The sequence below is a fragment of the Micromonospora sp. ATLC20 genome, from assembly GCF_057196585.1.
Genome location: NZ_JBXUOV010000070.1, coordinates 1 through 22371 on the forward strand (window position 1 = coordinate 1; position 22371 = coordinate 22371).

Here is a 22371-nt window from a genome sequence, read left to right on the forward strand (position 1 = left end):
CCCCAGGGCTCGGACCGCCACTCCCGGGCGGCGCGGGCCGCCGGTGGCGACGCCGTCGCCAGGTCGCGCGCCCAGCCCGCATCGGTGCCGGTGAGCAGCGGCCGCCAGAGCGCCCACCCGGTCGCCACGTCGTCCACCCCAACGGCCCGCAGCCGCCGCCCGGCCCCCGCGACACCCGCGCCCGAGGCCGCCGATGACCGCCGCGCCGAGGTCCGCCGGCCGGTCGCGGCCGACCCGCCGTCGGGTCCACCACCACCGGGGTACGCCTCGAGCACGACCGGCAGCAGCCGGCCGCGTACGACCAGGTCGGCGGCGAAGTCGGCCAGCTCGCACAGGTGACGCAGGCTCGCCCCGACCGGGCCCGGCATCGGGGCGCGCAGCAGCGCGTACGCGGCGTCCGGGGCGTACCCCAGGGCGGGAGCCCGCCATCCGGCGCGGGTGACCGGGCCGCGGACCGGTTCCCCGACGGTGGCCCGGACCAGTTCCGGCGAGTCCAGCGGCGAGCCGGCCCGGGTCGGCAGGTCCAGCCGGACGGAGATCGGCTCGCCGGGCACGCCGTCGAGCGCGGCGGCGAGCGTGGCGTGGTCGGCGGCGAACGGGTGCGGGCGTTCGCGCGGGACGCGGCCGGGGCGGCGGGGCGCGCGGGCCGGGAGCGTGCTGTCCTCGGCCCACAGGGCGAGCCCGGCGCCGGGCAGCCACAACCCGTGGATGACCAGCACTGCTCCCCCTCGACGGCGCCCCCGGGGCCGGAAGACGGCGCCCGGGGAGTCAGGATAGGCCGCCGGGCGCCGCTATCGTCGGCGACATGGTCGACCTTCTCGTGATCGGCGGGCTGGGCGTGGACGTCCGGGTCCAGGTGCCCGCGCTGCCGCCGCCCGTCGCCGACTCGCTGCTGGTGCCGCCGATCGACCTGCGGATCGGCAACACCGGCTCCGGGGTGGCGCTGGCCGCGCACGCGCTCGGCCTGCGGGTGGCGCTCGTCGACGTGCTGGGTGCCGACGCGGCCGGGGACGTGGTGCGGGCGGCGCTGGCGCGTACCTCGATCCGGACCACGCTCGCCGACGCGCCGGCCGGTACCCGCCGCTCGGTGAACCTGGTCGACCCGGCGGGGCGGCGGATGTCGCTGCACGATCCGCGTCCGTGGTCGGGGCCGGCGCCGTTCGGCGAGGCGGAGCTGGCCGCGCTCGTCGCCGAGGCGACCCACGTCCACCTGTCGATCATGGATTGGGCCCGGGACTCGCTGGCGGTGCTGCGCGCCGCCACGTCGGTCTCCACCGACCTGCACGACTGGGACGGCGAGAACGACTACCACCGTCCGTTCGCCCGGATCGCCGACCTGGTCTTCGTGAGCGACACGCGGCTCGGCGAGCGGGCCGCGAAGGAGGCGGCCGAGCTGGCGCCGCGCACGGTGCTGGTCACCGGCGGGGCGGCGGGCGCGACGCTGCACACGCCCGGCGTGCCGCCGACGCACGTGCCCGCTGCCACCCCGCCGGGGCCGGTGGTGGACACCAACGGCGCCGGGGACGCGTTCGCGGCCGGGGTGATCGCCGCCCGGCTGCGTGGCGCGGGCGTCCTCGACGCGGCCCGGTACGCCGCCCGGGTGGCGGCCGCCGCCTGCACCCACGACGGGATGGAGTATCCGGACGGGCTGCTGCCCCGCGAGTGACCGGTCAGATCGCGCCGGTCTCGCCGTCGGTCTGCTCGCGCAGGATGTCGGCGTGCCCGGCGTGCCGGGCGGTCTCCTCGATCAGGTGCACCAGCACCCAGCGCAGCGACACCTCGCCGAGCTGCGGGTGCGGCACCACGTGGTCGAGGTCGAAGCGGGCGGCGACCCGGCGGGATTCGTCGCAGGCCGCCTCGTACGCGGCGACGAGCGACTCGACGGTGTCGTCGGCGCCCAGCGCGAAGCTGGCGTCGGCGTCGTCCTGTGAGGTGACGTAGACGTCGCCCGGCTCGGGGGCGAACAGGCAGCGGAACCAGTTCCCCTCGACCACCGTCAGGTGCTTGAGCAGCCCGGCCAGGGTGGTCAGCGAGGGCACCAGGCGCCGGGTGGCGTCGGCGTCGGTCAGGCCGCGCGTCTTACGCAGCACTGTGGCCCGGTGGAAGTCGAGGAACGCGTCGAGGATCGCCCGTTCGCCGCCCGTGCGGGCGAGGACCGGACCGAGTGTCGGATCGATCGTCGGGTGCGCCATCCCCGGACCCTAGTACGCGGTGTGCCCACCCCGCTGCCCCGCGTGATCCCCTGCGCGGGCGGGCCGGCCGGGGCAGGATGGGCGCATGGCTTCCACGGTGCAGATCCCCCTGGTGGGCGGCACGGCCGACGGCGAGACCGTCACCGTCGAGCTGGACGTCAACGGCCGCCCGCCGCTGACCCACTACCACCTCGGGTCGAAGGGGCTCGCGGAGGCGCAGATCTACGAGCTGGAGTCGGACGACCAGCCGGGCCGCGAGTGGGTCTACGCCTGGCGCGGCCCGGCGGTCTGACGGCCCGGCTCACAGCGCGTGCGTCAGCGTGCGGGCCCGGATGCTGTCCAGCACGCTGCGGGTCACCTGCGAGGTGCCGCGCGCCTGCTCGCACACCTCCGCGACCCGGCGCGCGGTCGCGTCGGCCCGGGCCTCCCGCTCGTCCCACAGCCGGTCCACCTCGGCCAGCAACGGGCCCTCCACCTCGCGTTCCACGCCGCGCAGCGCCGGCACACCGAGGCGCTGGGCCAGGTCGAAGACCTTTCCGGCGTACGGCAGCGGCAGGAACGGCGTGCCCATCATGGCCGCGAAGATCAGGAAGTGCAGGCGCATGCCGACCGCGAGGTCGAAGTGGCGCATCAGGCCGAGGATCTGCGCCGGGCGGTAGTCGCCGTGCAGGATGCGGCCCCGGTCGGCGGCGGTCATGTGCGACAGCACGCCGTGGGAGTGCCGGATGTCGTCGCGCTCCATCGGCACGAACAGCACGTACGCGTCGATCCGGTGCACCAGGAAGTCACCGATCTGGGCGAGCAGGCGGTGGTAGCCGTCCACGTCGAGCCGTTCGGCGGCCCGGCCCGGCTCGCGCACGCTGAGCCCGACCAGCCGGGAGCCGGCCGGTACGCCCTCCTCGCGCAGCCACTGCTGGGGGAACTCCTCCGGTTCGAGCAGGAACGCGGGGTCGGCGGTCACGGTGATCGGGTTCACCAGGCCGGCCTCCTCCAGCACCATCCGCGACTCCTGGTCGCGGACCGTCACCTCGACGGCCTGCGCCAGCGTCTCGCGCACCATGCCGCTGTCCAGCGTGTCGGTGAGCGGGCCGACCCCGACCGCGTACGTGATCAGCGGCAGCCCCCGCTCCTGGGCGACCCGGACCACCCGCAGGTAACGCCGGGCCTCCTTGTCGTAGAGGATCCCGCCGCCGCCGAGGATGAGCAGGTCGAGCTGGTTGAGCACCGGGGACGAGTCGACTCGGCTGACGCCCTCCCACGGCACCGCCTCGACCTCGGGGTGGGCCAGCGCGGTGTGCGCCGGGTTGCGGGAGAAGACGATGATCCGGGCATGGGGCTCGTGGCGGCGCAGATCGTCCAGCAGACCCGTGAGGATCGCCTCGTCGCCGAGGTTGCGACCGCCGTAGGAGCCGAGCACGCCGATGGTCAGTCCGGTGCGTTCCCTCATCCGTTGCTCCTTCCCAGGGGCGTCCGCGCCAGCGTTCCCGCTGGCCGCCCCGGCTTAACGCACGGCGAGGAGGCTCAACCGGTGGCGTCGCCGACCAGACGGGAGACGAGGTCCGAGACCACCTGATCGGTGTCGAACCCGGCGTCGATCGAGGTGGTGAGCAGGTCGAGCAGGAGCCCGTCGACCGCGTAGTGCAGCAGCGCCACCTCGTACGCCCCGCCCGGCAGTCCGGCCGCGGTGTGGTGGGCGACGTCGTCGGCGTACCCCCGGCGCAGCACGCCGCCGAGCGCGGCCCGCAGCTCCGGGCGGCGCGCGGCCTCCAGCCGCAGCTCGAACAGCGCCCGGGTGAGACCCGGCTCGCGGGTGGTGCGCGCGACGATGTCGCGCAGGTAGTCGGTCATCAGCGCGAGCGACGGCTCGCGGCGGCCGAGGCCGGCCAGCACGGCCGGGTCGGGCGCGATCCGGTCGAAGATGCGTTCGGCCAGGCCGGCGAGCAGCGCCGCGCGGGACGGGAAGTAGTTCGAGGTGGTGCCGGTGGGCACGCCCGCCTCGGCGTCGACCGCCCGGTGGGTCAGCCCCCGCGCGCCCGCGTCGGCGAGCACCCGCAGCCCGGCGTCGGCGAGCAGGGTACGGCGTTCCGGATTCCTGGCCACGCGAACACACTAGCAACAACCACGACAAGTGTTGTACATTCATCGCCGAACCACGACAGCCGTCGTGGATCACCTCGGACATCGGAGCCGGTTTGCGCAAGCTCGTCTACTTCGTCGCCAGCACACTCGACGGCTTCATCGCCGCACCCGACGGGTCGTTCGACTTCCTCCCACTGACGCCCGACCTGGCGCCCCACCTGGTGGCCGAGTGGCCCCAGACGCTGCCCACGTTCGCCCACGCCCAGCTCGGCATCGACTCCCCGCCGAGCGGCCGCTTCGACACCGTGCTGATGGGCCGCGGCAGCTACGAGCCGGGCCTGCAGATCGGCGTCACCAGCCCGTACGCCCACCTGGAGCAGTACGTGTTCAGCCGCTCGCTGCCCCCTGCCGACTACCCCGACGTGCACGTCGTCGACGGCGACCCGGCCACCCTCGTCCGCGAGCTGAAGACCCGGCCCGGACGCGACATCTGGCTCTGCGGCGGCGGGCAGCTCGCCGGTCAGCTCCTCGACGAGATCGACGAGATGGTGGTCAAGCTCAACCCGGTGGTCGTCGGCAGCGGCATCAAGCTCGTCGACAGCGGCTTCGACCCGCGCCGGCTCACGCTCACCTCGGCGCGCCCGTTCGACGCCGGCGTGGTCGTCCTGCACTACACGCGCAACGATTAACCCGGTTGCCCCGGACGGCGGGCGGCACGCACCGTGGGACCGTGACGAAGACTCGGCTGCACTGGCACGAACTGCCCGGGCACGTACGCGACGGCGTCGAGGGCGTCCTCGGCGACCGGGTGGTGGCGGCGCGGTCCCAGCCGGGCGGCTTCTCCCCCGGCACCGCCGACCGGGTCCGTACCGCAGGCGGTGGCCGGGCCTTCGTCAAGGCGGTCAGCCCGGCGCAGAACGACCGCAGTCCCGACCTGCACCGCGCCGAGGCCCGCATCGCCGCCGCCCTGCCGCCGGACACGCCCGCGCCCCGGCTGCTCGGCAGCTACGACGACGGCGACTGGATCGCGCTCGTCTTCGCCGACGTCGAAGGCCGGCACCCGGTCACCCCGTGGCGGGCCGACGAGCTGACCGCCGTGCTGTCCACGCTGGAGACGATGGCCGGCGCGCTCACCCCGGCGCCGCCCGCCGCGCCCACCCCCACCGCCGCCGAACGGCTCGCTCACGACTTCGGCGGCTGGCGGCGCCTCGCGGCCGACCCGCCGGCCGACCTCGACCCGTGGGCCCGGTCCCACCTGCCCGAACTGTGCGCCGCCGCCGACCGGGGACTGGCCGCGCTCGCCGGCGACACGCTCTGCCACGTCGACGTGCGCGCCGACAACCTGCTGCTCGGCCCGGACGGATCGGTCACCGTCGTCGACTGGCCCTGGGCCTGTCGCGGGCCGGCCTGGTTGGACACGCTGCTCACCGTCGTCAACGTGCAGGTGTACGGCGGACACGACCCGGACGCCCTGCTGGCCACCCAGCCACTGACGGCAGGTGTGGACCCGGCCGACCTGACCGGCGTGCTCGCCGGGCTCACCGGGTTCTTCCTCGACGGCGCCCGCCAGCCCCCACCACCCGGCATCCCCACGGTACGAGCGTTCCAGCGCCTACAGGGCGAATCCCTGCTCCCCTGGCTGACCCACCGCCTGACCCCCTGACCCACCCTCGCGCCCCCGCCCTCGCCCTCGCGCACCCCGGCGGCCGTCCTCCGCGGCCGCTCGCGTCGCCGAGCGCCCACCTCCGTCGATCTTGGAGTTATGGCGCCCCGGATGTCCTTTTTGCGCGCCTTATGAGGTGCCACAACTTCAAGATCGCCGAGGCGCGGACGCGCGGCGGCACGGACGGCGCGGGCTCAGCTGGAAGCGGGGACGCGCAGGGGGTCGGCGAACAAGGGTGCGAAGCCCAGTTCGGCGGCGCCGATCAACGTCGCGTCGTAGCCGAGCGCGGACACACGCAGCCGGGCCTTGTCGCGGGAGATGGGCAGCACGTTCGCGGCGATCCGGCTGCGGACGTGACTGGCGCAGACCGGGAAGACCTCGCTGAGCGTGCCTCCGAAGATCACCACGCCGGGGTTGAACAGGTTGATCACGTTTGCCACGCCGATGCCCAGCCAGTCACCGATGTGCCGCAGCGCCGCCTGCGCTGCCGGTTCCCCCTGAGCGGCGGCGGCGACCACGGCGCGTACCGCCTCCCGCCCCTTCTCCTGCGCGGGGCGGCCCGCCACGTCGAGCAGCGCCCGCTCGCCGACCTCGGCCTCCAGGCACCCGCGCGAGCCGCAGCCACAGGGCCGCCCCTGGTACGGGTTCACAAGCATGTGCCCGACCTCGGAGGCGTACCCGCCGTCGCCGTCGAGCAGTTCACCGCCGACGATGATCCCGCCGCCCACACCCACGTCCCCGTGCAGGTAGACCAGGTTCTGCACACCGACGCCGGCGCCCCGCTGATGCTCGGCCAGCGCCCCGAGGTGTGCCTCGTTGCCGACCAGGACGGGCAGGCCCAGGTCCAGCCGCCGGGCCAGCTCGGCACCGAACGCCTGGTCGACCCACCCCATGTCCGGTCCGAAGCGGACCATCCCGTCGCCCGGCCGGATCATGCCGCAGTAGGAGGCGCCCACGCCGACGCAGACCGACCCGGGTGGCGCGGCATGGTGCAGGGCCCGCCCGAAGTCGGCGAGCACCGAAACCACGGAGTCGAGGTCGGCACCGGCCCGTGGCCGTTCCGCCTCCAGCCGCGCCGCCACCACACCGCCGAGCCCGACGCGGGCGGCCACGAGCCGGTCCACCGCGATGTCGAAGGCGAGGACGTAGACGGTGTCGGAGGCGGGACGCACCACACGCGAGGGACGCCCGGCCCGTCCGCTGCCGCTCGCCGTCACCTCGCGCACCAGGCCGGCCGCCGCCAGTTCCGCGGTGAGCGCCATGACCGTGCTGCGGTTGACGCCCATCCAGTCGGCCAACTCGACGCGCGTGACCGGGCCGGTCAAGTGGACGCGCCGCAGCAGCGCGCCGAGGTTGAGCCGGCGGCTGTCCCCCTGCGCGTGCCGGTCCGCTGCCAGACCTTTCAGCATCGACCACTCCGTCGGATGGCGACTGGCTCGTGGCCCGAGGATAGTTCCCGCACATCGACGGGTGCCAGCGCCCGTCGCGGGGACGGCCGCCTCAACCATCGGGGGCCCGACCGGCGTTCATTGCGGTGAGGGGGTGGGCATGTCGGAGTCGTTCCGGGAGTTCGTGGTGCAGCGGTCACCCGCGTTGTCGCGGACCGCGTACCTGCTGACCGGCGATCACCAGCTCGCCGAGGATCTGTTGCAGAGCGCGCTGGCGCGCACCTACCGCCACTGGCGGCGGATCCGGGAGGGGGATCCGGAGGCGTACGTGCGCCGGGTCATGTACCACCAGCAGGTCTCCTGGTGGCGCCGCCGGCGGGTGGCGGAACGGCTCGACGCGACGCCGGCCGAGCGCGGCGGCGGTGACCACACCGAAGAGACGGCGCTGCGGCTGAGCGTGGTGGCGGCGCTGCGGCGGCTCACCGCGCGGCAGCGGGCCGTGGTGGTGCTGCGGTACTACGAGGACCTGACCGAGGCGCAGGTGGCCGAGGTGCTCGGCTGCTCGGTGGGCACCGTGAAGCGGCACGGCCACGACGCCGTACGCCGGCTGCGCGAGCTGGCCCCCGAGCTTCTGGAGCGGACTCCGGAGAGGAGCGAGCGATGAGCGTACGGCTGCGGGAGGCGTTGCGGGAGGCGGCGGCCGACGTGCCCGCGTACCCGGTGCACGACCGGGCGGTGCGGACCGCGCGGCGCACGCGGTGGCGGACCGCCGCGGTGGTCACGGCGGTGCTGGCGCTGGTGGCGGCCGTGCCGCTGACGGTACGCGGGGACGGCCGGACCGCGCCGCCGGGCTCGGGCGGGGCGGCGCTGCCGGACCGGCTCGGGCTGCCGCAGTTCGGCGCGTTGCGGGCCACCGACCGGCCCGCGCTCGGCCCGGCATCGGTGGTGTTCAGCGGACAGGCGCGCGGGCTGACCGGCCTGTTCGACGAGAACGGCACCGTCGGCATCGTCGGGGCGGACGCGGACCGGTACCGGACGTGGACGGTGGGTTTCGAGGTGCCGGCCGGCCAGGGGGTGCTGCTCTCCCCCGACGGGCGGTTCCTCGCGGTGCCGAACGGGTCACCCACCAGCCCCGGTGTGGACGTGATCGACCTGGCCGGCGGCACGGTCCGGCGGTTGCCCAGCCCTCGGCCGGGCAGTGTGGGGACGGCGCCGGCCGGGTGGGCGCCGGACGGGTCCGCGCTGGTGGTCGTGGACACGACTCCGACGAATCCGGAGCGCAGCTCGTACGTCAACACGCTCAGCCTGGTGCGGCTGGACACCGGCCGGGCGGTCCGCCTGCTGGAGACCGAGCAGCTGCCGGTGTTCGGCTCGCCTGTCGCGTTCGCCGCCGACGGGTCGAGGCTGGCCTACCAGGTCGGCACGAAGGTGCTCGTGAGCAGCCCGGACGGGCGGCAGCTCTCCTCGTTCCCGCTGCCGCCCGACACCGCGCTGGCGGGCAAGGGGGCCTGGCTGCCGGACGGCTCGCTGGCGTTGGTCGGGCACGAGCCGGCCGCCGACCGGTGGCGGCTGCGCCGGGTGGACACCGACGGCCGGGAGCTGCCCGCGCCCCCGCTGGCCGCCGTCTCGGGCGTGACGGCGATCCGGCTGCTCGGCTGGCTACCGGACGGGACCGCGTGGGTGGTCGCGTACCGGCCGGAGCCGAGCGCGCCGAGCTGGTACGCCGACGGGCTGGAGATGGACCAGCGGACCGCGTACGGCAACGTGCGGTCGATCCGGGTGCTGAGCCTGACGCCGGGTGCCGCCGCCCCGGTCACCGTGCTCACCGCGCCGGACCAGGTGCTCGCCGTCGACGTGGCGGACTCCGTGATACACGCCGGCCGGGTCCGCGAGGCCGATCCGCCGTCGGGCCCGGGCGGCCGGGTGTGGTGGGGGGCGGGTCTGGTGGCGCTGGTGCTCGGCGGCCTGGCGGCGTACCGGCGGCTGCGCCGCGCGCGTCGGTGACGCGGGTGGAACGCCACGGGTGCCTCCCCCGCCGGGGAGACACCCGTCGGCGCAAAGGACTACTCGGCTTCGCGGACCGGGCTCTGCGGCACCACCATCACCGGCCGGTGGGCGCGGTGCAGCGTGGCCATCGCGACGCTGCCGAGCAGGATCTTGCGGACCGCCGTGCGGCCGCGCGAGCCGACCACGACCAGGCTCGCCTTGCGCTCGGTGGCGACGGCGGAGAGCGCGTCGGCCACCGCGCGGCCGGGAGCACCGCCGCCGGCGCGCACGCGCACGGTGGTCACCGGCTGCCCGTCGACGGTGTCCGGCGTGTCCCCCTCGTCGCCGTCCACGGCGGCCAGGACGATCTCCCGCTCGGGGAAGAGGCGGCGGGCGGCGGCGAGCGCGGCCTCGGATCCGCCCGAGGCGTCCCAGCCGACCACCACCGGCCCGGCGGCGAGCGCGTCGTACTCGTCGGTCAGCAGCGGGTGCGGCACGACCAGCACGGGACGCGGGCTGTAGTGCACGGCCATGTCGGAGACGCTGCCGAGCACGGCACGGGCGCCGCCGAGGCCCCGCGAGCCGAGCAGCAGCACGTCGGCCTGCTTCTCGTCGGCCAGCTCGGCGAGCCGGAGTCCTTCGCCGCCGTAGCTGCGGCACACGAGCGGCTCGGCGTCCCAGCCGGCGGCCCGGCCCAGCATGACGCCGACCGCAGTCATCCGGTCGGCCTCCCGGCCGCCCTCGCGCTCGATCGCCTCGACGAACACGTTGATGTTGCGGGTGCCGGTCCAGAGCCGCTTGCGGAGTTCCTCGCTGGCGAACGGAGGCGTCCACAGATGCCCGATCCACGCGTGCGCGCCGGGGAACAGCAGCGCGCCCACCTCGATGGCGGCGCTAGCGGCCGGAGACCCGTCGTAACCCACCACCACTTGCCTGCCGTGCTCGTCGCTCACCGCACCCAACCTCTCTCACCGACGACATCTCACAAGATCGTATCCGGGCCCGGACCGCTTCCGAGCCGGATCATCCGCCACGGAATCATCGGTACGCTGGGCGGATGAGCACCCCGGACCTGTCGTACCTACTCGACCACACCAGCCACGTGTTGCGTACCCGGGTGGCGGCGGCGCTCGCCGAGATCGGGCTGACCGCACGGATGCACTGCGTGCTCGCGCACGCGCTGCCCGAGGAGCGTACGCAGATCCAGCTCGCCGAGATGGGCGACATGGACAAGACGACGATGGTGGTGACGGTCGACGCGCTGGAGCGGGCCGGGCTGGCCGAGCGGCGTCCGGCGCGCACGGACCGGCGGGCGCGGATCATCGCGGTCACCGAGGAGGGTGCCCGGGTCGCCGCGCGCAGTCAGGAGATCGTCGACCGGGTGCACGCCGAGGCACTCGCGAGCCTGCCGGAGGACGAGCGGAAGGTCTTCCTGCGCGCGCTGGAGCGCCTGGCCGCCGGCCACCTGGCCACGCCGGTGCAGAGCCCGAAGCCGGCCCGCCGGGCCCGCCAATAGTCCCTCAATAGATTGTCTGTAACGGAACTATCCGCTACGGTCTCTCCTGTCGCACCTCTCGACAGGAGGACTCCATGTCCGCTCACCGCTCCCGGCGGGTCGCCCTCGGCGTGCTCGCCACCGGCGCCCTGATGACCATCCTCGACGGCAGCATCGTCACCGTGGCGATGCCGGCCATCCAGCGCGACCTGCGCTTCTCCCCCGCCGGCCTGAGCTGGGTGGTGAACGCGTACCTGATCGCGTTCGGCAGCCTGCTCCTGCTCGCCGGCCGGCTCGGCGACCTGATCGGGCGCCGGACGATGTTCCTCGGCGGCACCGCGCTGTTCACCGCCGCCTCCGTGCTGGCCGGGGTGGCGGCGAACAGCGCCACGCTCGTCGCGGCCCGCTTCCTCCAGGGCGTCGGCAGCGCGGCGGCCACGGCGGTGAGCCTCGGCATCCTGGTCACGCTCTTTCCCGAGGCCGCCGGGCGGGCGCGGGCGTTCGCCGTGTTCGCGTTCACCGGCGCGGCCGGGGCGGCGATCGGTCAGGTCGCCGGCGGCCTGCTCACCGACGCGCTGGGCTGGCACTGGATCTTCCTGATCAACCTGCCGATCGGCCTTGCGACGATCGCGCTCGCGGTCCGTACGCTGCCCGCCGACCGGGGCCTGGGCCTGGCCGCCGGAGCCGACGTGGCGGGTGCGGTGCTGGTCACCGCCGGGCTGGTGCTCGGCATCTACACGGTGGTCACGATCGAGCGGTACGGCGCGACGTCCGCGCACACGCTCGGCCTGGGCGCGCTCGCCGCCGCGCTGGTCGCCGGGTTCGTGGTCCGGCAGGCCACCGCGCGCCGTCCGCTCATGCCGCTGCGGCTGCTGCGCTCGCGCGGCGTCGCCGTGGCGAACGTGGTGCAGATCCTCACCGTGGCCGCGACGTTCGCGTTCCAGGTCCTCGTCACGCTCTACCTTCAGCAGGTGCTCGGCTACGACGCCACAGGCACCGGGCTGGCGCTGCTGCCGGCAGCGGTAGTCATCGGCGCGGTGTCGCTCGGCGTCTCGGCCCGGCTCAACGCCCGCTTCGGCGAGCGGGCCGTGCTGATCGCCGGGCTCACGCTGCTCGCCGCCATGTTCGCGCTGCTGGCCCGGGTGCCTGCGGACGGCCGCTACCTGCCCGACGTGCTCCCGGTGATGCTGCTCGCCGGCGGGTTCGGACTGGTGCTGCCGGCGCTCACCGCGCTCGGCATGTCCGCCGCGCGCGCCGAGGACGCCGGTCTCGCCTCCGGGCTGTTCAACACCACCCAGCAGCTCGGAATGGCGTTCGGCGTCGCGGTGCTGTCCACGCTGGCCGCCGCCCGTACCGCGGACCGGGTCGCGCTCGGCGACGACCGGGCCGCCGCCCTGACCAGCGGCTTCCACGCGGCGTTCGCGGTCGGCGCGGGGCTCGTGGTGGTCGCCGTCGTGCTCGCGTACGCGCTGCTGCGCCCGCGCACGGCGGCGCGCGCCGACGCCCCGGCGCTCGTGGGGTGAGTCAGCCGGGGGCGCGCGCCGGATGGGTGAGGAACGGCAGCACAGCGGCCGGCAGCGCGGGCGAGGCCACCACGTCGTAGTGGGTGAGCCCCGGCAGCACCGCGAGCCGGGACGCGGGCCGGGCGGCACCGTCGCCGCCCGCGTCCCGGTGGTCGCCGCCGAGCAGGCCGAAGAACTCCGCCGCGTGGCTCACCGGGATCTCGTCCGCGTCGGCGAAGACCAGCAGCACCGGCATCGGCAACGCGGCCACCTCGGCGGACCAGTCGTAGTCCCGGCGCAGCAGTTCCCCGTTGCGGGTCCAGAGCAGCGGCCAGTCCTGCGGGCGGGGCGCCAGCCGCGCGTACCGCTCGTACGGCGGGGTGCCGCGCATGCGCTCGGCGGCGCGCTCGTCGTGGGCGGACATCGCGGCGAGCGTCTCCGGGTACCAGCCGCGCCGCCGGAACGGCGTGGAGACGAGCACCAGGCGGCGGACCAGGGCGGGGTGCTGGATCGCGGTACGCAGGGCCACCCCGCCGCCGAGCGAGTAGCCGAGCACGTCGGCGTTCGGCAGGCCGAGGTGACGCAGCAGCCCGGCCACGTCGTCGGCCATCGACTCGTACCGCAGCGGCCGGTCCAGACCACCGGTGCGGCCGTGGCCCCGCAGGTCGACGGCGATCAGCCGGCGGCGCGCGGCGAGCGCCTGCCGGACCGGCGCGAACGTCTCCGCCGACCCGTATCCGCCGTGCAGCAGGACGAGCGGCTTGCCGACGCCGTGCTCCTCGTACCAGATCCGCAGCCCGCCGACGTCCGCATAGGTCACCCGCCGATCGTCGCGCCCCCGGCGCCGTGGCGGGCGCGTTTACCGGCGCGCCGGTATCAGCGGGACGCGCGGGGGCGGGCGCGCAGGTGGGCGCGTTCACCCTGGCTGCCGAAGAGGCTGAGGAACTCCACCCCCTCGCTGTCGGCGCGGCCGAACCAGTGCGGTACGCGGGTGTCGAACTCGGCCGCCTCACCGGGTTCGAGCACCAGGTCGTGCTCGCCGAGCACGAGCCGCAGCCGCCCGTTGAGCACGTAGACCCACTCGTACCCCTCGTGGGTCTTCGGCTCGGGCTCGGACCGCCCACCGGCCGGGATGATCAGCTTGTACGCCTGGATGCCGCCCGCGCGGCGGGTGAGCGGCAGCATGGTCATCCCGAACGCGGCGACCGGCCGCAGGTGGACGCGGGGGTCGCCGGTTGGTGGGGCGCCGACCAGTTCGTCGAGCGTGACGCCGTGCGTGCGGGCCAGCGGGAGCAGCAGTTCCAGCGTCGGCTTGCGGCCGCCGGACTCCAGCCGGGACAGCGTGCTCACCGAGATGCCGGTGGCGGCGGAGAGGTCGGTGAGTGTGGTCTCCCGCTCGCGGCGCAGCGCGCGCAGCCGGGGGCCGACCGCGTCGAGGGCCTGATCGAGGTCGTCGTCCATGCCCATGAGTTTGCCACATCAGCAACAGAGTTTGCAGTTCTGCCGGACCTCGCCGCAGTCTGGTCGCGGAGGTGGTCACGATGACCGAGAACTACGAGGTACTGGTGATCGGCGGCGGCGCGGCCGGGCTCAACGGCGCGCTCATGCTGGCCCGGGCACGCCGGTCGGTGCTGGTGGTGGACGGGGGCGAGCCGCGCAACGCGCCCGCCGACGGCGTGCACGCCCTGCTGGGGCACGACGGCGTGCCGCCGGCCGAGCTGCTGGCGCGCGGCCGCGACGAGGTGCGCCGCTACGGCGGGCACCTGACCGAGGGCCGGGTCGAGACGGTGGACCGCGACGGCGACGGGTTCGCGGTGGCGCTCGCCGACGGCCGCCGGGTACGCGCCGGGCACGTGCTGGTCGCCACCGGCCTGGTCGACGAGCTGCCCGAGGTGCCCGGCCTGCGCGAGCGCTGGGGGCGGGACGTGGTGCACTGCCCGTACTGCCACGGCTGGGAGGTGCGCGAGCGGCCGATCGGGGTGATCGGCACCGGCCCGATGTCGGTGCACCAGACGCTGCTGTTCCGGCAGTGGAGCGACGACGTGGTCTACCTGCGGCACACCGCGCCGCCGCTCACCGACGAGCAGGCCGAGCAGCTCGCCGCGCGCGGCGTACCGGTGGTCGAGGGCGAGATCGCGGCCGTCGAGACCGTCGAGGGCCGGCTGACCGGGGTACGCCTGCGCGACGGCCGAACCGTCGAGCGCGAGGTGCTCACCGTCGCGCCCCGGATGGTGGCGCGCGCCGGGTTCCTGGCCGGGCTGGGCCTGCACCCGCAACCGCACCCCAGCGGGATGGGCGAGTACCTGCCGGCCGACGAGTCGGGGCGTACCGATGTGCCCGGGGTGTGGGTCGCGGGCAACGTGACGAACCTGTCGGCGCAGGTCGGCGCCGCCGCGGCGGCGGGCGCCTGGACCGCGGCGATGATCAACGCGGATTTGGTGCAGGCGGAGACCCGGCGGGCGGTCGAGGCGCACCGTGGCGCGCGGGCGGGTGGGTGACCAAGAATCATCCCTAACCTGACAATTCTTCCCCTAGGTTGAGTCGGAGAGGGCAGTCGGAACCTGGGGGGCGATGTGAAGGGCTATCCGGCGATCGAGGATCACGGGCTCATCGGCGACCTGCAGACCGCCGCGCTGGTGACCTGTGACGGAACGATCGACTGGTTCTGCGCGCCACGCTTCGACTCGCCGAGCATCTTCGCCGCGCTGCTCGACAAGGACAAGGGCGGCTTCTTCCAGATCGCCCCGCACGAGGTCCGGTACGTCACCAAGCAGCTCTACCTGCCCGGCACACCGATCCTGATCACCCGGTTCATCAGCGCGGACGGCGTCGCCGAGGTGATGGACTTCATGCCGGTCACCGGCGAGCGGGTCACCGACTCGCACCGCGTCGTGCGCATGGTCAACATGGTGCGCGGCAGCATGCGCTTCCGGGTGGAGTGCCGGCCCCGGTTCGACTACGCACGCCAGAGCCACGAGCTGGAGCGGCACCGCAACGGTTACCTGTTCCGCAGCCCGTCCGCGACGCTCACCTTCAACCCGATCGACCCGGTTCGGCAGCTGTGGGCCCAGACCGGCGAGATCCGCATGGAGGGCGGCGACCTCATCGCGTACGGCACCCTCAACGAGGGCGACACCGGCGGGGTGATCCTGGAGACCGGAAGTGAGGAACCCCGGACCATCCCGCAGGAAGAGGTCCAGGGCATGTTCGAGTGGACCCGGGACTACTGGCGGCGCTGGGTCGAACGCTCCCGCTACACCGGCCGCTGGCGGGAGATGGTCGAGCGCTCGGCGATCACGCTCAAGCTCATGACGTACGCGCCGACCGGCGCGATGATCGCCGCGCCGACCGCCGCGCTGCCCGAGCTGGTCGGCGGCTCCCGCAACTGGGACTACCGCTACACCTGGGTACGCGACACCTCGTTCTCGGTGCACGCGCTGCTCGGCCTCGGGTTCACCGAGGAGGTCAGCCGGTACATGGACTGGCTCGACGAGCGCATCCGCGAGGCCGGCGACCACCAGGACCCCCTGAAGATCATGTACCGGGTGGACGGGTCCTCGGACCTGCACGAGGAGGTGCTCGACCACCTGGAGGGGTACCGGGGCTCCCGCCCGGTGCGGATCGGCAACGGCGCGGCCGACCAGATCCAGCTCGACATCCACGGCGAGGCGCTGTACGCCATGCACCTCGCCGACGAGCAGGGCATCCGCGTGTCGCACCAGGTGTGGAAGAGCACCGTGCGCCTGATCGACTGGCTCTGCCACAACTGGGACCAGCGCGACGCCGGGATCTGGGAGAGCCGCCACCACCCCCGCAACTACACGTTCGGCCGGGTGATGTCCTGGGTGGCGCTGGACCGGGCCATCCGCCTGGCCACCCGCACCGGCCGGCCCGGGGACATGCACTGCTGGACCGAGCAGCGCAACCGGATCTACAACCAGGTCATGGCCCGCGGTTACCACCGGGAACGCGGCAGCTTCGTGCAGGCGTACGACGAGAACGTGCTCGACGCCGCGCTGCTCTACATGCCGGCGGTCGGTTTCGTCACGCCCAGCGACCCGCTCTGGCTGTCCACGCTGGAGTCGATCGAGCGGGATCTCGTCTCGGACAGCCTGGTCCACCGGTACGACCCGCTGCACTCCCCCGACGGGCTGCCCGGCCACGAGGGCACGTTCAACATGTGCACCTTCTGGTACGTCGAGGCGCTGGCCCGCTCCGGCCGGCTGGACGACGCTCGGCTCACCCTGGAGAAGATGTTCACCTTCAGCAACCACCTCGGCCTCTACGCCGAGGAGATCGCCTCCACCGGTGAGCAGATCGGCAACTACCCGCAGGCGTTCAGCCACCTCGCGCTGATCAACTCGGCGCTGGCGGTGAACGACCTGCTCGACGCCGAGGCCTCCGCCCGCCTGCGCCGATAATCCCGGTGATCTCCGGTCCTGCTCCGGGTAGTGTCGACCGCATGAGGTTCCACGCCGCCGTCATGAAGCCCTGGTCCCTCCGCTGACGGCGGCAGGGTGACCGGCTTCTTCTGACGTACCAGCTCTGCTCCGCCGTCCTGGCGTTCCCGCCGGGCGGTGTCCTCGCGCTGCCCGGCTCCACGACGAGCCGAAGAGCGGACTGTGAACAACCTCGACAACATCCCTTCATCCCCGTTCGCCTCGAACAGCCTGCTGCCCGCCGGGCACCGGGCGCACGTCCGGGCCGACGGCGTCCGCGTCGTACGCGGCGGCCGGGTCGTGCTGTCCGACGTCGGCGTGACCGTCTCCGCCGGATCCCGCCTGGCGGTCGTCGGCGAGAACGGCCGCGGCAAGACCACACTGCTTCACGTGCTGGCCGGCATCCTCGTGCCCGACCAGGGCACCGTGGAACGGCTGGGCACGATCGGCGTCGCCCGGCAGAACCTGGAGGCACGCAGCGGCGAGACGGTGGGCACGCTCGTCCACGGGGCGATCCGGGAGTCCGAACGCGCGCTGCGGGCACTGGACGACGCCGCCGACGCGCTGGCCGAGGGCCGGGCGGGCGCGGACGACGCGTACGCGGCAGCGCTCGACGCGGCGACCCGGCTGGACGCCTGGGACGCGCAGCGTCGCGTCGACGTGGCGCTGGCCGGTCTCGACGCCTGCCCGGACCGGGACCGCCCGCTGGCGACGCTGTCGGTCGGCCAGCGCTACCGGGTCCGGCTGGCGTGCCTGCTCGGGGCGCGGGTCGACCTGCTGATGCTGGACGAGCCGACCAACCACCTCGACGCGGACAGCCTGGCCTTCCTCACCGCGCGGCTGCGCGAGCACCCGGGCGGCGTGGTGCTGGTGACCCACGACCGCGCCCTGCTGCGGGACGTGGCCACGGAGTTCCTGGACCTCGACCCCAGCGCGGACGGGCGACCGCGCCGCTATGCCGGGGACTACGCCGCCTGGCAGGACGGGCGCCGCCGCGACTTCGCGCACTGGGTACGCGACCACGAGGCGCAGCAGGCCGAGCACCAGCGGCTGGCCGACGCGGTACGGGAGGCGCAGGGCCGGCTCAGCACCGGCTGGCGTCCGGAGAAGGGCCACGGCAAGCACCAGCGCCAGTCCCGCGCGCCCGGCCTGGTCCAGGCGCTGCGTCGCCGGCAGGAGGCGCTCGACGAGCACCGGATCACCGTCCCGGAGCCGCCGCAGCCGCTGCGCTGGCCGCCGCTGGACACCCGGGCCGGACTGCCGATCCTGCGGTGCCACGACGTGACGGTGACCGGGCGCCTGCGTACCCGGGTCACGCTCACGCTCGACGGCGGGGACCGCCTGCTGGTGACCGGGCCCAACGGCGCGGGCAAGTCGACGCTGCTCTCCGTGCTGGCCGGCGACCTCGCGCCGTCGACCGGCGAGGTCCGTCACCCGTCCGGCGCGCGGGTGGCGTACCTCGGTCAGGAGGTGCCCGACTGGCCGGAGGCGATGCGCGCCCACGACCTGTACGAGCAGCACGTGGGACGGCTCCACTCCACCGGGCGTCTCGGCTCCGGCACCGCCCTGCCGCTGGGCGCGACGAACCTGCTCGACGCCGAGGCCCGGCGTACCCCGGTCGGCCGGATGTCGCACGGACAGCAACGGCGGCTGAACCTGGCGCTGCGCCTGGCCGAACGTCCCGACCTGCTGATCCTCGACGAACCCACGAACCACCTGTCCGCGCCGCTCGTCGACGACCTCACCGCGGCCCTGCTGACGACCCGGGCGGCGGTAGTAGTCGCCACCCACGACCGGCAGATGCTCCACGACCTGGCGGCCTGGCCCACGCTGCCGCTCGCCGCCCCGGTCCCGGACCGGCGGGTGGCGGCGTTCGCCCCTCCGACGCCGCCAGGTCGTTCGATCACAGAGGGTCATGCGTCTCCGGAAGAGTGATACTCCGAGCGATATGCCTGAGAGTCATAAACATGCCTCTCAGGCATACTCACTTCTCGTCACCACGTCCTCACCGGGCTGGACCGGCTGGCTACCGTCGGGTCCCGGGACAGTCAGCGAAGGAGCGGCGGGATGGCTGTCGACGGAGCGGACGCCGGGCACGTCGGCCGCCCCTCGCGCTACGAGGAGGCCGTCCTCGGCCTGCTGCGGGGCGACGGGGCGACCGCGCTGACAGCCGGCCTCTGGCTGCTCGTCACGTCCCTGTTCACCGGGCTGTTCCTGACCTTCGTCGGCTGGCAGGTGTGGGAGAACCGCATGCTGGAGACCAGGGGCCGGATCGCCGAGGCGCAGGTGGTGCGCGCCAACTACGAGGGGCGCGGCAAGTCCCTGAACGTCGTCTACATGTCGGGACCGGTGGGCACGACGGCGATCCTGGAGAACCCGGCGCACCGGCCGGCCGCAGGCGACGTGATAGCGGTCCGCTACGACCCCCGGCACCCCACCCACCTGCGGGAAGCCGACGCGCCGATCTGGCGGTGGCCGGACTTCCTGGTGACCGTGCCGCCGGCCGTGGCGGGCTGCCTCGTCGTACCGGCGGAATGGATGCGGTTCCGGCGGCGGCTGTGGGAGCGGCGCGGCTGAGCAGTCACCGCCCCTGCGGACCGGCCTCCCGGGTCCATCCGACGAAGCGGCGGTGCAGTGCACCGGCCGGCGCCCAGGGCATGTCCTCGGAGGCCTGCACGAGGTAGGCGCCGAGGTAGAGGGCCAGCGACACCGGCGCACCGGCGTACTCCGCGCGCAGCTCACGCTTGCGCGTCGCGCAGGGCCAGGGCCCGTCGCAGCCGCCGCAGGTCCAGACCGGCATGACCGGGCCGTGGGTGGTCACCGCGCGCCCTCCAGGAACCGCGCGGTGACCGCCCGCGCCTGCCGGCTGGTCGCCCATTCCACCTGCCAGCAGGGGTACGGCGTCTCCTCCGGCCCGCCGATCACTCGTCACTCCCCTGCGGCCAGTGACCACGATTGATCGGAAGCCGGTGCCGCGAATGACAGGGCAGGTCGGCGCCGCACCGGCAGACCCGTCTCCACCGTCGCCAGCACCAGACCGGCCGATGCCGCCGGGCGAACGTCAACGCAGCGGCGGACAGGTACGCGTCGTACGAGACGCGGCGCTCCCGCTCTCGCGAGGCGTCGCCTGCCGGGGGCCGTTGTCCGCCTCGCGCCTGGTCCAGCAAGCGCCGTCGGGCGATCTCCTGCTCCATCGCCTGGAGGCGCTCGCCGAAACCGGACACCGCCGACGACGGAAGGTACCGACCGACGAGCCGCCGCAGAAGCAAGGGAATCCCGAACCGGGACAGTGCGGTCCTGAGCCCACCGACGCCCTCGCCGAGAGCCGCCTCAGCAGCGGCGAGAGGTCGCCTCTCTGTCGCCTCTCGGTCCACCGCGTGGATCTGTTCGCTACGGCTCATCGACGGTTCGTCGCCAGTGCTCGGCATCTCCACCTCCGTCAGGGAAAACACGCGGCCATCTTCAGCCGCTGCCCGTCCACAGTGACGTCTCGGTGGCACCGATCGCGACGGCACAAGAGCCGACAAGCCGACCACATAGGTGGCGACATTCAGGCGACATAGCATTATCGTGGCGGGCATGACCGCCCCCAACACGGTTCTGCGCGGCGTCCGTACCGGAATGCGCATGAGCCAGGACGACTTCGCCCGCGCGCTCCAAGCCGCCGGCCACCGCGTCGGCGAGCCCAACGACGCCAACAAGCGACTCGTCCAGCGATGGGAGTCCGGTGTGATCGCCGCACCGCGCCCCGTCTATGCCCGCGCCCTGGAGGTCGTCACCGGTCTGCCCATCTCACTGCTCGGCTTCGCCGCGGTGCCCGGTGGACACGTGGCCGACGACAAACATGGCGGCCACGACCTGACCTCACCCGTATCGAGCCTGGTCACGCCGACGCCGACGCCCAAGCCCGCCACGGCCCACAGGTCGTACGAGGGCGTGTGGCTCAGCCGCTACCAGTACTACTCCAGCGGCCGGGAGGAGTCCTTCGCCGGACAACACTTCGTCGTCCTGCTCCAGCACGGCGACAGGCTAACCGCGCGCAGCCTGCCCGGATCGGCGTCCTCGTCTCTGTCGCTGGACCTGACCGTGGACGGTGCCGTCATCACCGGCACGTGGGTGGAGCAGACCGACCCGGCCGGCTACTACCGGGGCGCCCGCTATCACGGGGCGATCCAGCTTCTGGCCGAGCCGACGGGCCGACGGATGGCTGGGAAGTGGGTCGGATTCGGCAAGGACATGGCCGTGAACACCGGCCCGTGGGAGCTCGTCTTCCGCGACGCGTCGACCTCCAAGGCGACGCTGGACCGGTACAACACGTCAGCGACGTAGAGGCCGCACCATCGCCTCGGCTGGCGGGCGTGAACGGTGTTCGTGTCGACTACTCTGCAGCGGAATGCGGCACGGCAGGGTGTTCGCATCCAGGCGAGGCGCACATCGTGCTCGCGACGACAACAGGAGAACGCTGTGACAGTCCGCGCCACGGGCCGGCCGTTGACCCGACTGGAAGCCGCCCAGGCGCAGGCAGAGCACGTGCTCGGTGCCCGGAAGGCCAAGCGGATCGCGATGTTCGGCAACGGCACGCTGTATGTCAAGGCCGGCACGATGGCGCAGGTCATGTCCTGGCTCATCGACTTCGTGGTGTGCCTGTTCGCTGTCGCGGTAGGTGTCGTCGCCCTGTCCGTGGTGGACCGTGCGGTAACCCTCTCCGGCGGCGCCCTCGCCGGGGCGGTGCTCGCGTTGTTCGTACTGGTGCCGGTGCTCTACGGCCTCTGCTACGGCAACGGCCGGGCGCTCGGCGGCGTCCTCACCGGCACGCAGCTCGTGCGGGCCAAGGACGGCGGACGGATCGGCGTCAAGGCGTGCTGGGCCATGCTGGTCCGGACGCTGTTCATGCCGGTCCTGTCCGTCGTGCTGGTGGTGAGCGCGTTCAGTACCGGTTCCGCGGATGCACCCGGTTCGCTCGTGCGGACCAGCATCGACCCGGACGCCACCCGGCGCCTCCACGCCGCGGGCATCCGCTGACCCGTCACCACACCGCACCGCGACGGCCGACGCTGCCCTCGTACATCGCCTAGCCTCTCGGGCGTGGAGCACCTGCGCGACCTCGCCGTCCGGCTGGCGATGGACGAACCGGTCGGCGACGACCTGCCGATGGCGGCCGCTCACGCTCTGACCCGGGGCGTCGACTCGCCGGGCCTGCGTGAGCTTGCCGGCCTGTCGAAGGGCCAGTCGCGGGAGGCAGTCGATCTGTTCCGGCAGGCGATGGACGAACTCGGCTCGCCGGTGCCGGACGAGCGCGGCGCTCGGCTGCACCTCATGCGTCAGGTAGCGGCGGACATCGTTGCGGGAGACGGCGACGCCGAGGATCTGGCCCACGAGATCTACTGCCAGGCGGCCGAATCCCAGTTGCCGGAGCTGCGACCCGTGGCCGATCGCTTCCTGGAGCTGTACGTCGGATGGGGCACGGCATACGACCAGACAAACGAGGTCGTAGCGGCCACGAAGGCGGCTGCCCAGTCATTTCTGAACGACCATCCAGCTTGAGCGGCTCCCGAAAGTCTCGCAAACAGCGGTGATCGCGAGGGAGCGAGCCCTTGACCGGCTGCGGACACTGGGGGCAGGCATCT

At 73.7% G+C, this 22371-nt stretch carries 23 protein-coding genes and 2 pseudogenes; 15 read left to right on the plus strand and 10 right to left on the minus strand.

Annotation, left to right across the window (positions count from 1 at the left end; translation table 11 throughout):
• A pseudogene (locus AC2CHG_RS16520) lies at window positions 1-719 on the minus strand (ATP-dependent helicase); the annotation flags it as partial.
• Window positions 720-805: 86 nt separating this feature from the next.
• Between AC2CHG_RS16520 and AC2CHG_RS16525 the strand changes: the two are divergent.
• Window positions 806-1666 (plus strand): carbohydrate kinase family protein, encoded by an 861-nt coding sequence (locus AC2CHG_RS16525; protein ID WP_484525062.1) that lies wholly within the window; start codon window positions 806-808, stop codon window positions 1664-1666.
• A 4-nt stretch (window positions 1667-1670) separates the two neighbouring features.
• Here the strand turns inward: AC2CHG_RS16525 and AC2CHG_RS16530 are convergent, their stop codons facing one another.
• Window positions 1671-2192 (minus strand): DinB family protein, encoded by a 522-nt coding sequence (locus tag AC2CHG_RS16530; protein ID WP_484525063.1) that lies wholly within the window; start codon window positions 2190-2192, stop codon window positions 1671-1673.
• Window positions 2193-2277: 85 nt separating this feature from the next.
• Here AC2CHG_RS16530 and AC2CHG_RS16535 point away from each other — a divergent pair, with 85 nt between their 5' ends.
• On the plus strand, window positions 2278-2484 hold the full coding sequence (locus tag AC2CHG_RS16535) for a hypothetical protein (protein ID WP_484525064.1): 207 nt from the start codon (window positions 2278-2280) through the stop codon (window positions 2482-2484).
• Window positions 2485-2493: 9 nt separating this feature from the next.
• On the opposite strand, the gene AC2CHG_RS16540 is transcribed toward AC2CHG_RS16535, so the two are convergent.
• Complete coding sequence (locus AC2CHG_RS16540) at window positions 2494-3639, minus strand: polysaccharide pyruvyl transferase family protein (RefSeq protein ID WP_114921088.1); 1146 nt, start codon at window positions 3637-3639, stop codon at window positions 2494-2496.
• Window positions 3640-3713: 74 nt separating this feature from the next.
• The gene (locus AC2CHG_RS16545) at window positions 3714-4292 is read right to left on the minus strand and encodes a TetR/AcrR family transcriptional regulator (RefSeq protein WP_357209481.1); all 579 of its coding nucleotides are present in this window, start codon (window positions 4290-4292) and stop codon (window positions 3714-3716) included.
• 92 nt (window positions 4293-4384) lie between these two features.
• On the opposite strand from AC2CHG_RS16545, the gene AC2CHG_RS16550 reads away from it, so the two are divergent.
• Both AC2CHG_RS16550 and AC2CHG_RS16555 read left to right on the plus strand, forming a co-directional pair.
• Entirely contained in the window at window positions 4385-4960 is a 576-nt protein-coding gene (locus AC2CHG_RS16550) for a dihydrofolate reductase family protein (protein ID WP_484525065.1), read from the plus strand.
• A 41-nt stretch (window positions 4961-5001) separates the two neighbouring features.
• On the plus strand, window positions 5002-5934 hold the full coding sequence (locus AC2CHG_RS16555; RefSeq protein ID WP_484525066.1) for a phosphotransferase family protein: 933 nt from the start codon (window positions 5002-5004) through the stop codon (window positions 5932-5934).
• A 194-nt stretch (window positions 5935-6128) separates the two neighbouring features.
• Here the strand turns inward: AC2CHG_RS16555 and AC2CHG_RS16560 are convergent, their stop codons facing one another.
• Window positions 6129-7343, minus strand: a complete 1215-nt coding sequence (locus AC2CHG_RS16560; protein ID WP_484525067.1) for an ROK family transcriptional regulator — start codon at window positions 7341-7343, stop codon at window positions 6129-6131.
• A 139-nt stretch (window positions 7344-7482) separates the two neighbouring features.
• On the opposite strand from AC2CHG_RS16560, the gene AC2CHG_RS16565 reads away from it, so the two are divergent.
• Both AC2CHG_RS16565 and AC2CHG_RS16570 read left to right on the plus strand, forming a co-directional pair.
• Window positions 7483-7986 carry a SigE family RNA polymerase sigma factor gene (locus AC2CHG_RS16565; protein ID WP_357209477.1) on the plus strand — a complete coding sequence of 168 codons (504 nt, stop codon included), beginning with the start codon at window positions 7483-7485 and terminating at the stop codon, window positions 7984-7986.
• Window positions 7983-9326, plus strand: a complete 1344-nt coding sequence (locus AC2CHG_RS16570; RefSeq protein WP_484525068.1) for a TolB family protein — start codon at window positions 7983-7985, stop codon at window positions 9324-9326. The genes AC2CHG_RS16565 and AC2CHG_RS16570 overlap by 4 nt, the downstream gene beginning before the upstream one ends.
• A gap of 59 nt (window positions 9327-9385) precedes the next feature.
• Here the strand turns inward: AC2CHG_RS16570 and AC2CHG_RS16575 are convergent, their stop codons facing one another.
• On the minus strand, window positions 9386-10261 hold the full coding sequence (locus AC2CHG_RS16575) for a universal stress protein (protein ID WP_355508200.1): 876 nt from the start codon (window positions 10259-10261) through the stop codon (window positions 9386-9388).
• Between the two features lie 104 nt (window positions 10262-10365).
• On the opposite strand from AC2CHG_RS16575, the gene AC2CHG_RS16580 reads away from it, so the two are divergent.
• Complete coding sequence (locus tag AC2CHG_RS16580; RefSeq protein ID WP_355508202.1) at window positions 10366-10824, plus strand: MarR family winged helix-turn-helix transcriptional regulator; 459 nt, start codon at window positions 10366-10368, stop codon at window positions 10822-10824.
• Window positions 10825-10898: 74 nt separating this feature from the next.
• On the plus strand, window positions 10899-12326 hold the full coding sequence (locus AC2CHG_RS16585) for an MFS transporter (protein WP_357209475.1): 1428 nt from the start codon (window positions 10899-10901) through the stop codon (window positions 12324-12326).
• 1 nt (window position 12327) lies between these two features.
• On the opposite strand, the gene AC2CHG_RS16590 is transcribed toward AC2CHG_RS16585, so the two are convergent.
• Together AC2CHG_RS16590 and AC2CHG_RS16595 are read right to left on the minus strand one after the other, a co-directional pair.
• Window positions 12328-13125, minus strand: a complete 798-nt coding sequence (locus AC2CHG_RS16590; protein WP_355508205.1) for an alpha/beta fold hydrolase — start codon at window positions 13123-13125, stop codon at window positions 12328-12330.
• 56 nt (window positions 13126-13181) lie between these two features.
• Window positions 13182-13766 carry a helix-turn-helix domain-containing protein gene (locus AC2CHG_RS16595; protein ID WP_484525069.1) on the minus strand — a complete coding sequence of 195 codons (585 nt, stop codon included), beginning with the start codon at window positions 13764-13766 and terminating at the stop codon, window positions 13182-13184.
• An 80-nt stretch (window positions 13767-13846) separates the two neighbouring features.
• Between AC2CHG_RS16595 and AC2CHG_RS16600 the strand changes: the two genes are divergently transcribed.
• From AC2CHG_RS16600 to AC2CHG_RS16615, 4 genes are all read left to right on the plus strand, one after another.
• A complete protein-coding gene (locus AC2CHG_RS16600; RefSeq protein ID WP_484525070.1) occupies window positions 13847-14803 on the plus strand; it encodes an NAD(P)/FAD-dependent oxidoreductase in 957 nt (318 codons plus the stop codon).
• A gap of 75 nt (window positions 14804-14878) precedes the next feature.
• A complete protein-coding gene (locus AC2CHG_RS16605; protein ID WP_355508209.1) occupies window positions 14879-16726 on the plus strand; it encodes a glycoside hydrolase family 15 protein in 1848 nt (615 codons plus the stop codon).
• Window positions 16727-16927: 201 nt separating this feature from the next.
• On the plus strand, window positions 16928-18679 hold the full coding sequence (locus AC2CHG_RS16610; protein ID WP_463841081.1) for an ABC-F family ATP-binding cassette domain-containing protein: 1752 nt from the start codon (window positions 16928-16930) through the stop codon (window positions 18677-18679).
• A 132-nt stretch (window positions 18680-18811) separates the two neighbouring features.
• Entirely contained in the window at window positions 18812-19321 is a 510-nt protein-coding gene (locus AC2CHG_RS16615) for a DUF3592 domain-containing protein (protein WP_357209471.1), read from the plus strand.
• 4 nt (window positions 19322-19325) lie between these two features.
• Here the strand turns inward: AC2CHG_RS16615 and AC2CHG_RS16620 are convergent, their stop codons facing one another.
• Together AC2CHG_RS16620 and AC2CHG_RS16625 are read right to left on the minus strand one after the other, a co-directional pair.
• The gene (locus tag AC2CHG_RS16620; protein ID WP_402811431.1) at window positions 19326-19565 is read right to left on the minus strand and encodes a hypothetical protein; all 240 of its coding nucleotides are present in this window, start codon (window positions 19563-19565) and stop codon (window positions 19326-19328) included.
• Window positions 19562-19780, minus strand: a pseudogene (locus AC2CHG_RS16625) (hypothetical protein). The gene AC2CHG_RS16620 and the pseudogene AC2CHG_RS16625 overlap by 4 nt, the downstream one beginning before the upstream one ends.
• A gap of 534 nt (window positions 19781-20314) precedes the next feature.
• On the opposite strand from AC2CHG_RS16625, the gene AC2CHG_RS16630 reads away from it, so the two are divergent.
• The 3 genes from AC2CHG_RS16630 to AC2CHG_RS16640 all read left to right on the plus strand — a co-directional run bounded on the left by AC2CHG_RS16630 (window position 20315) and on the right by AC2CHG_RS16640 (window position 22288).
• A complete protein-coding gene (locus tag AC2CHG_RS16630) occupies window positions 20315-21073 on the plus strand; it encodes a helix-turn-helix domain-containing protein (RefSeq protein WP_355508217.1) in 759 nt (252 codons plus the stop codon).
• 162 nt (window positions 21074-21235) lie between these two features.
• Window positions 21236-21766 (plus strand): hypothetical protein, encoded by a 531-nt coding sequence (locus AC2CHG_RS16635; RefSeq protein ID WP_355508219.1) that lies wholly within the window; start codon window positions 21236-21238, stop codon window positions 21764-21766.
• A gap of 63 nt (window positions 21767-21829) precedes the next feature.
• Window positions 21830-22288, plus strand: coding sequence for a hypothetical protein (locus AC2CHG_RS16640; protein ID WP_366621311.1), 459 nt, complete (start codon window positions 21830-21832; stop codon window positions 22286-22288).
• Window positions 22289-22371: the final 83 nt, after the last annotated feature.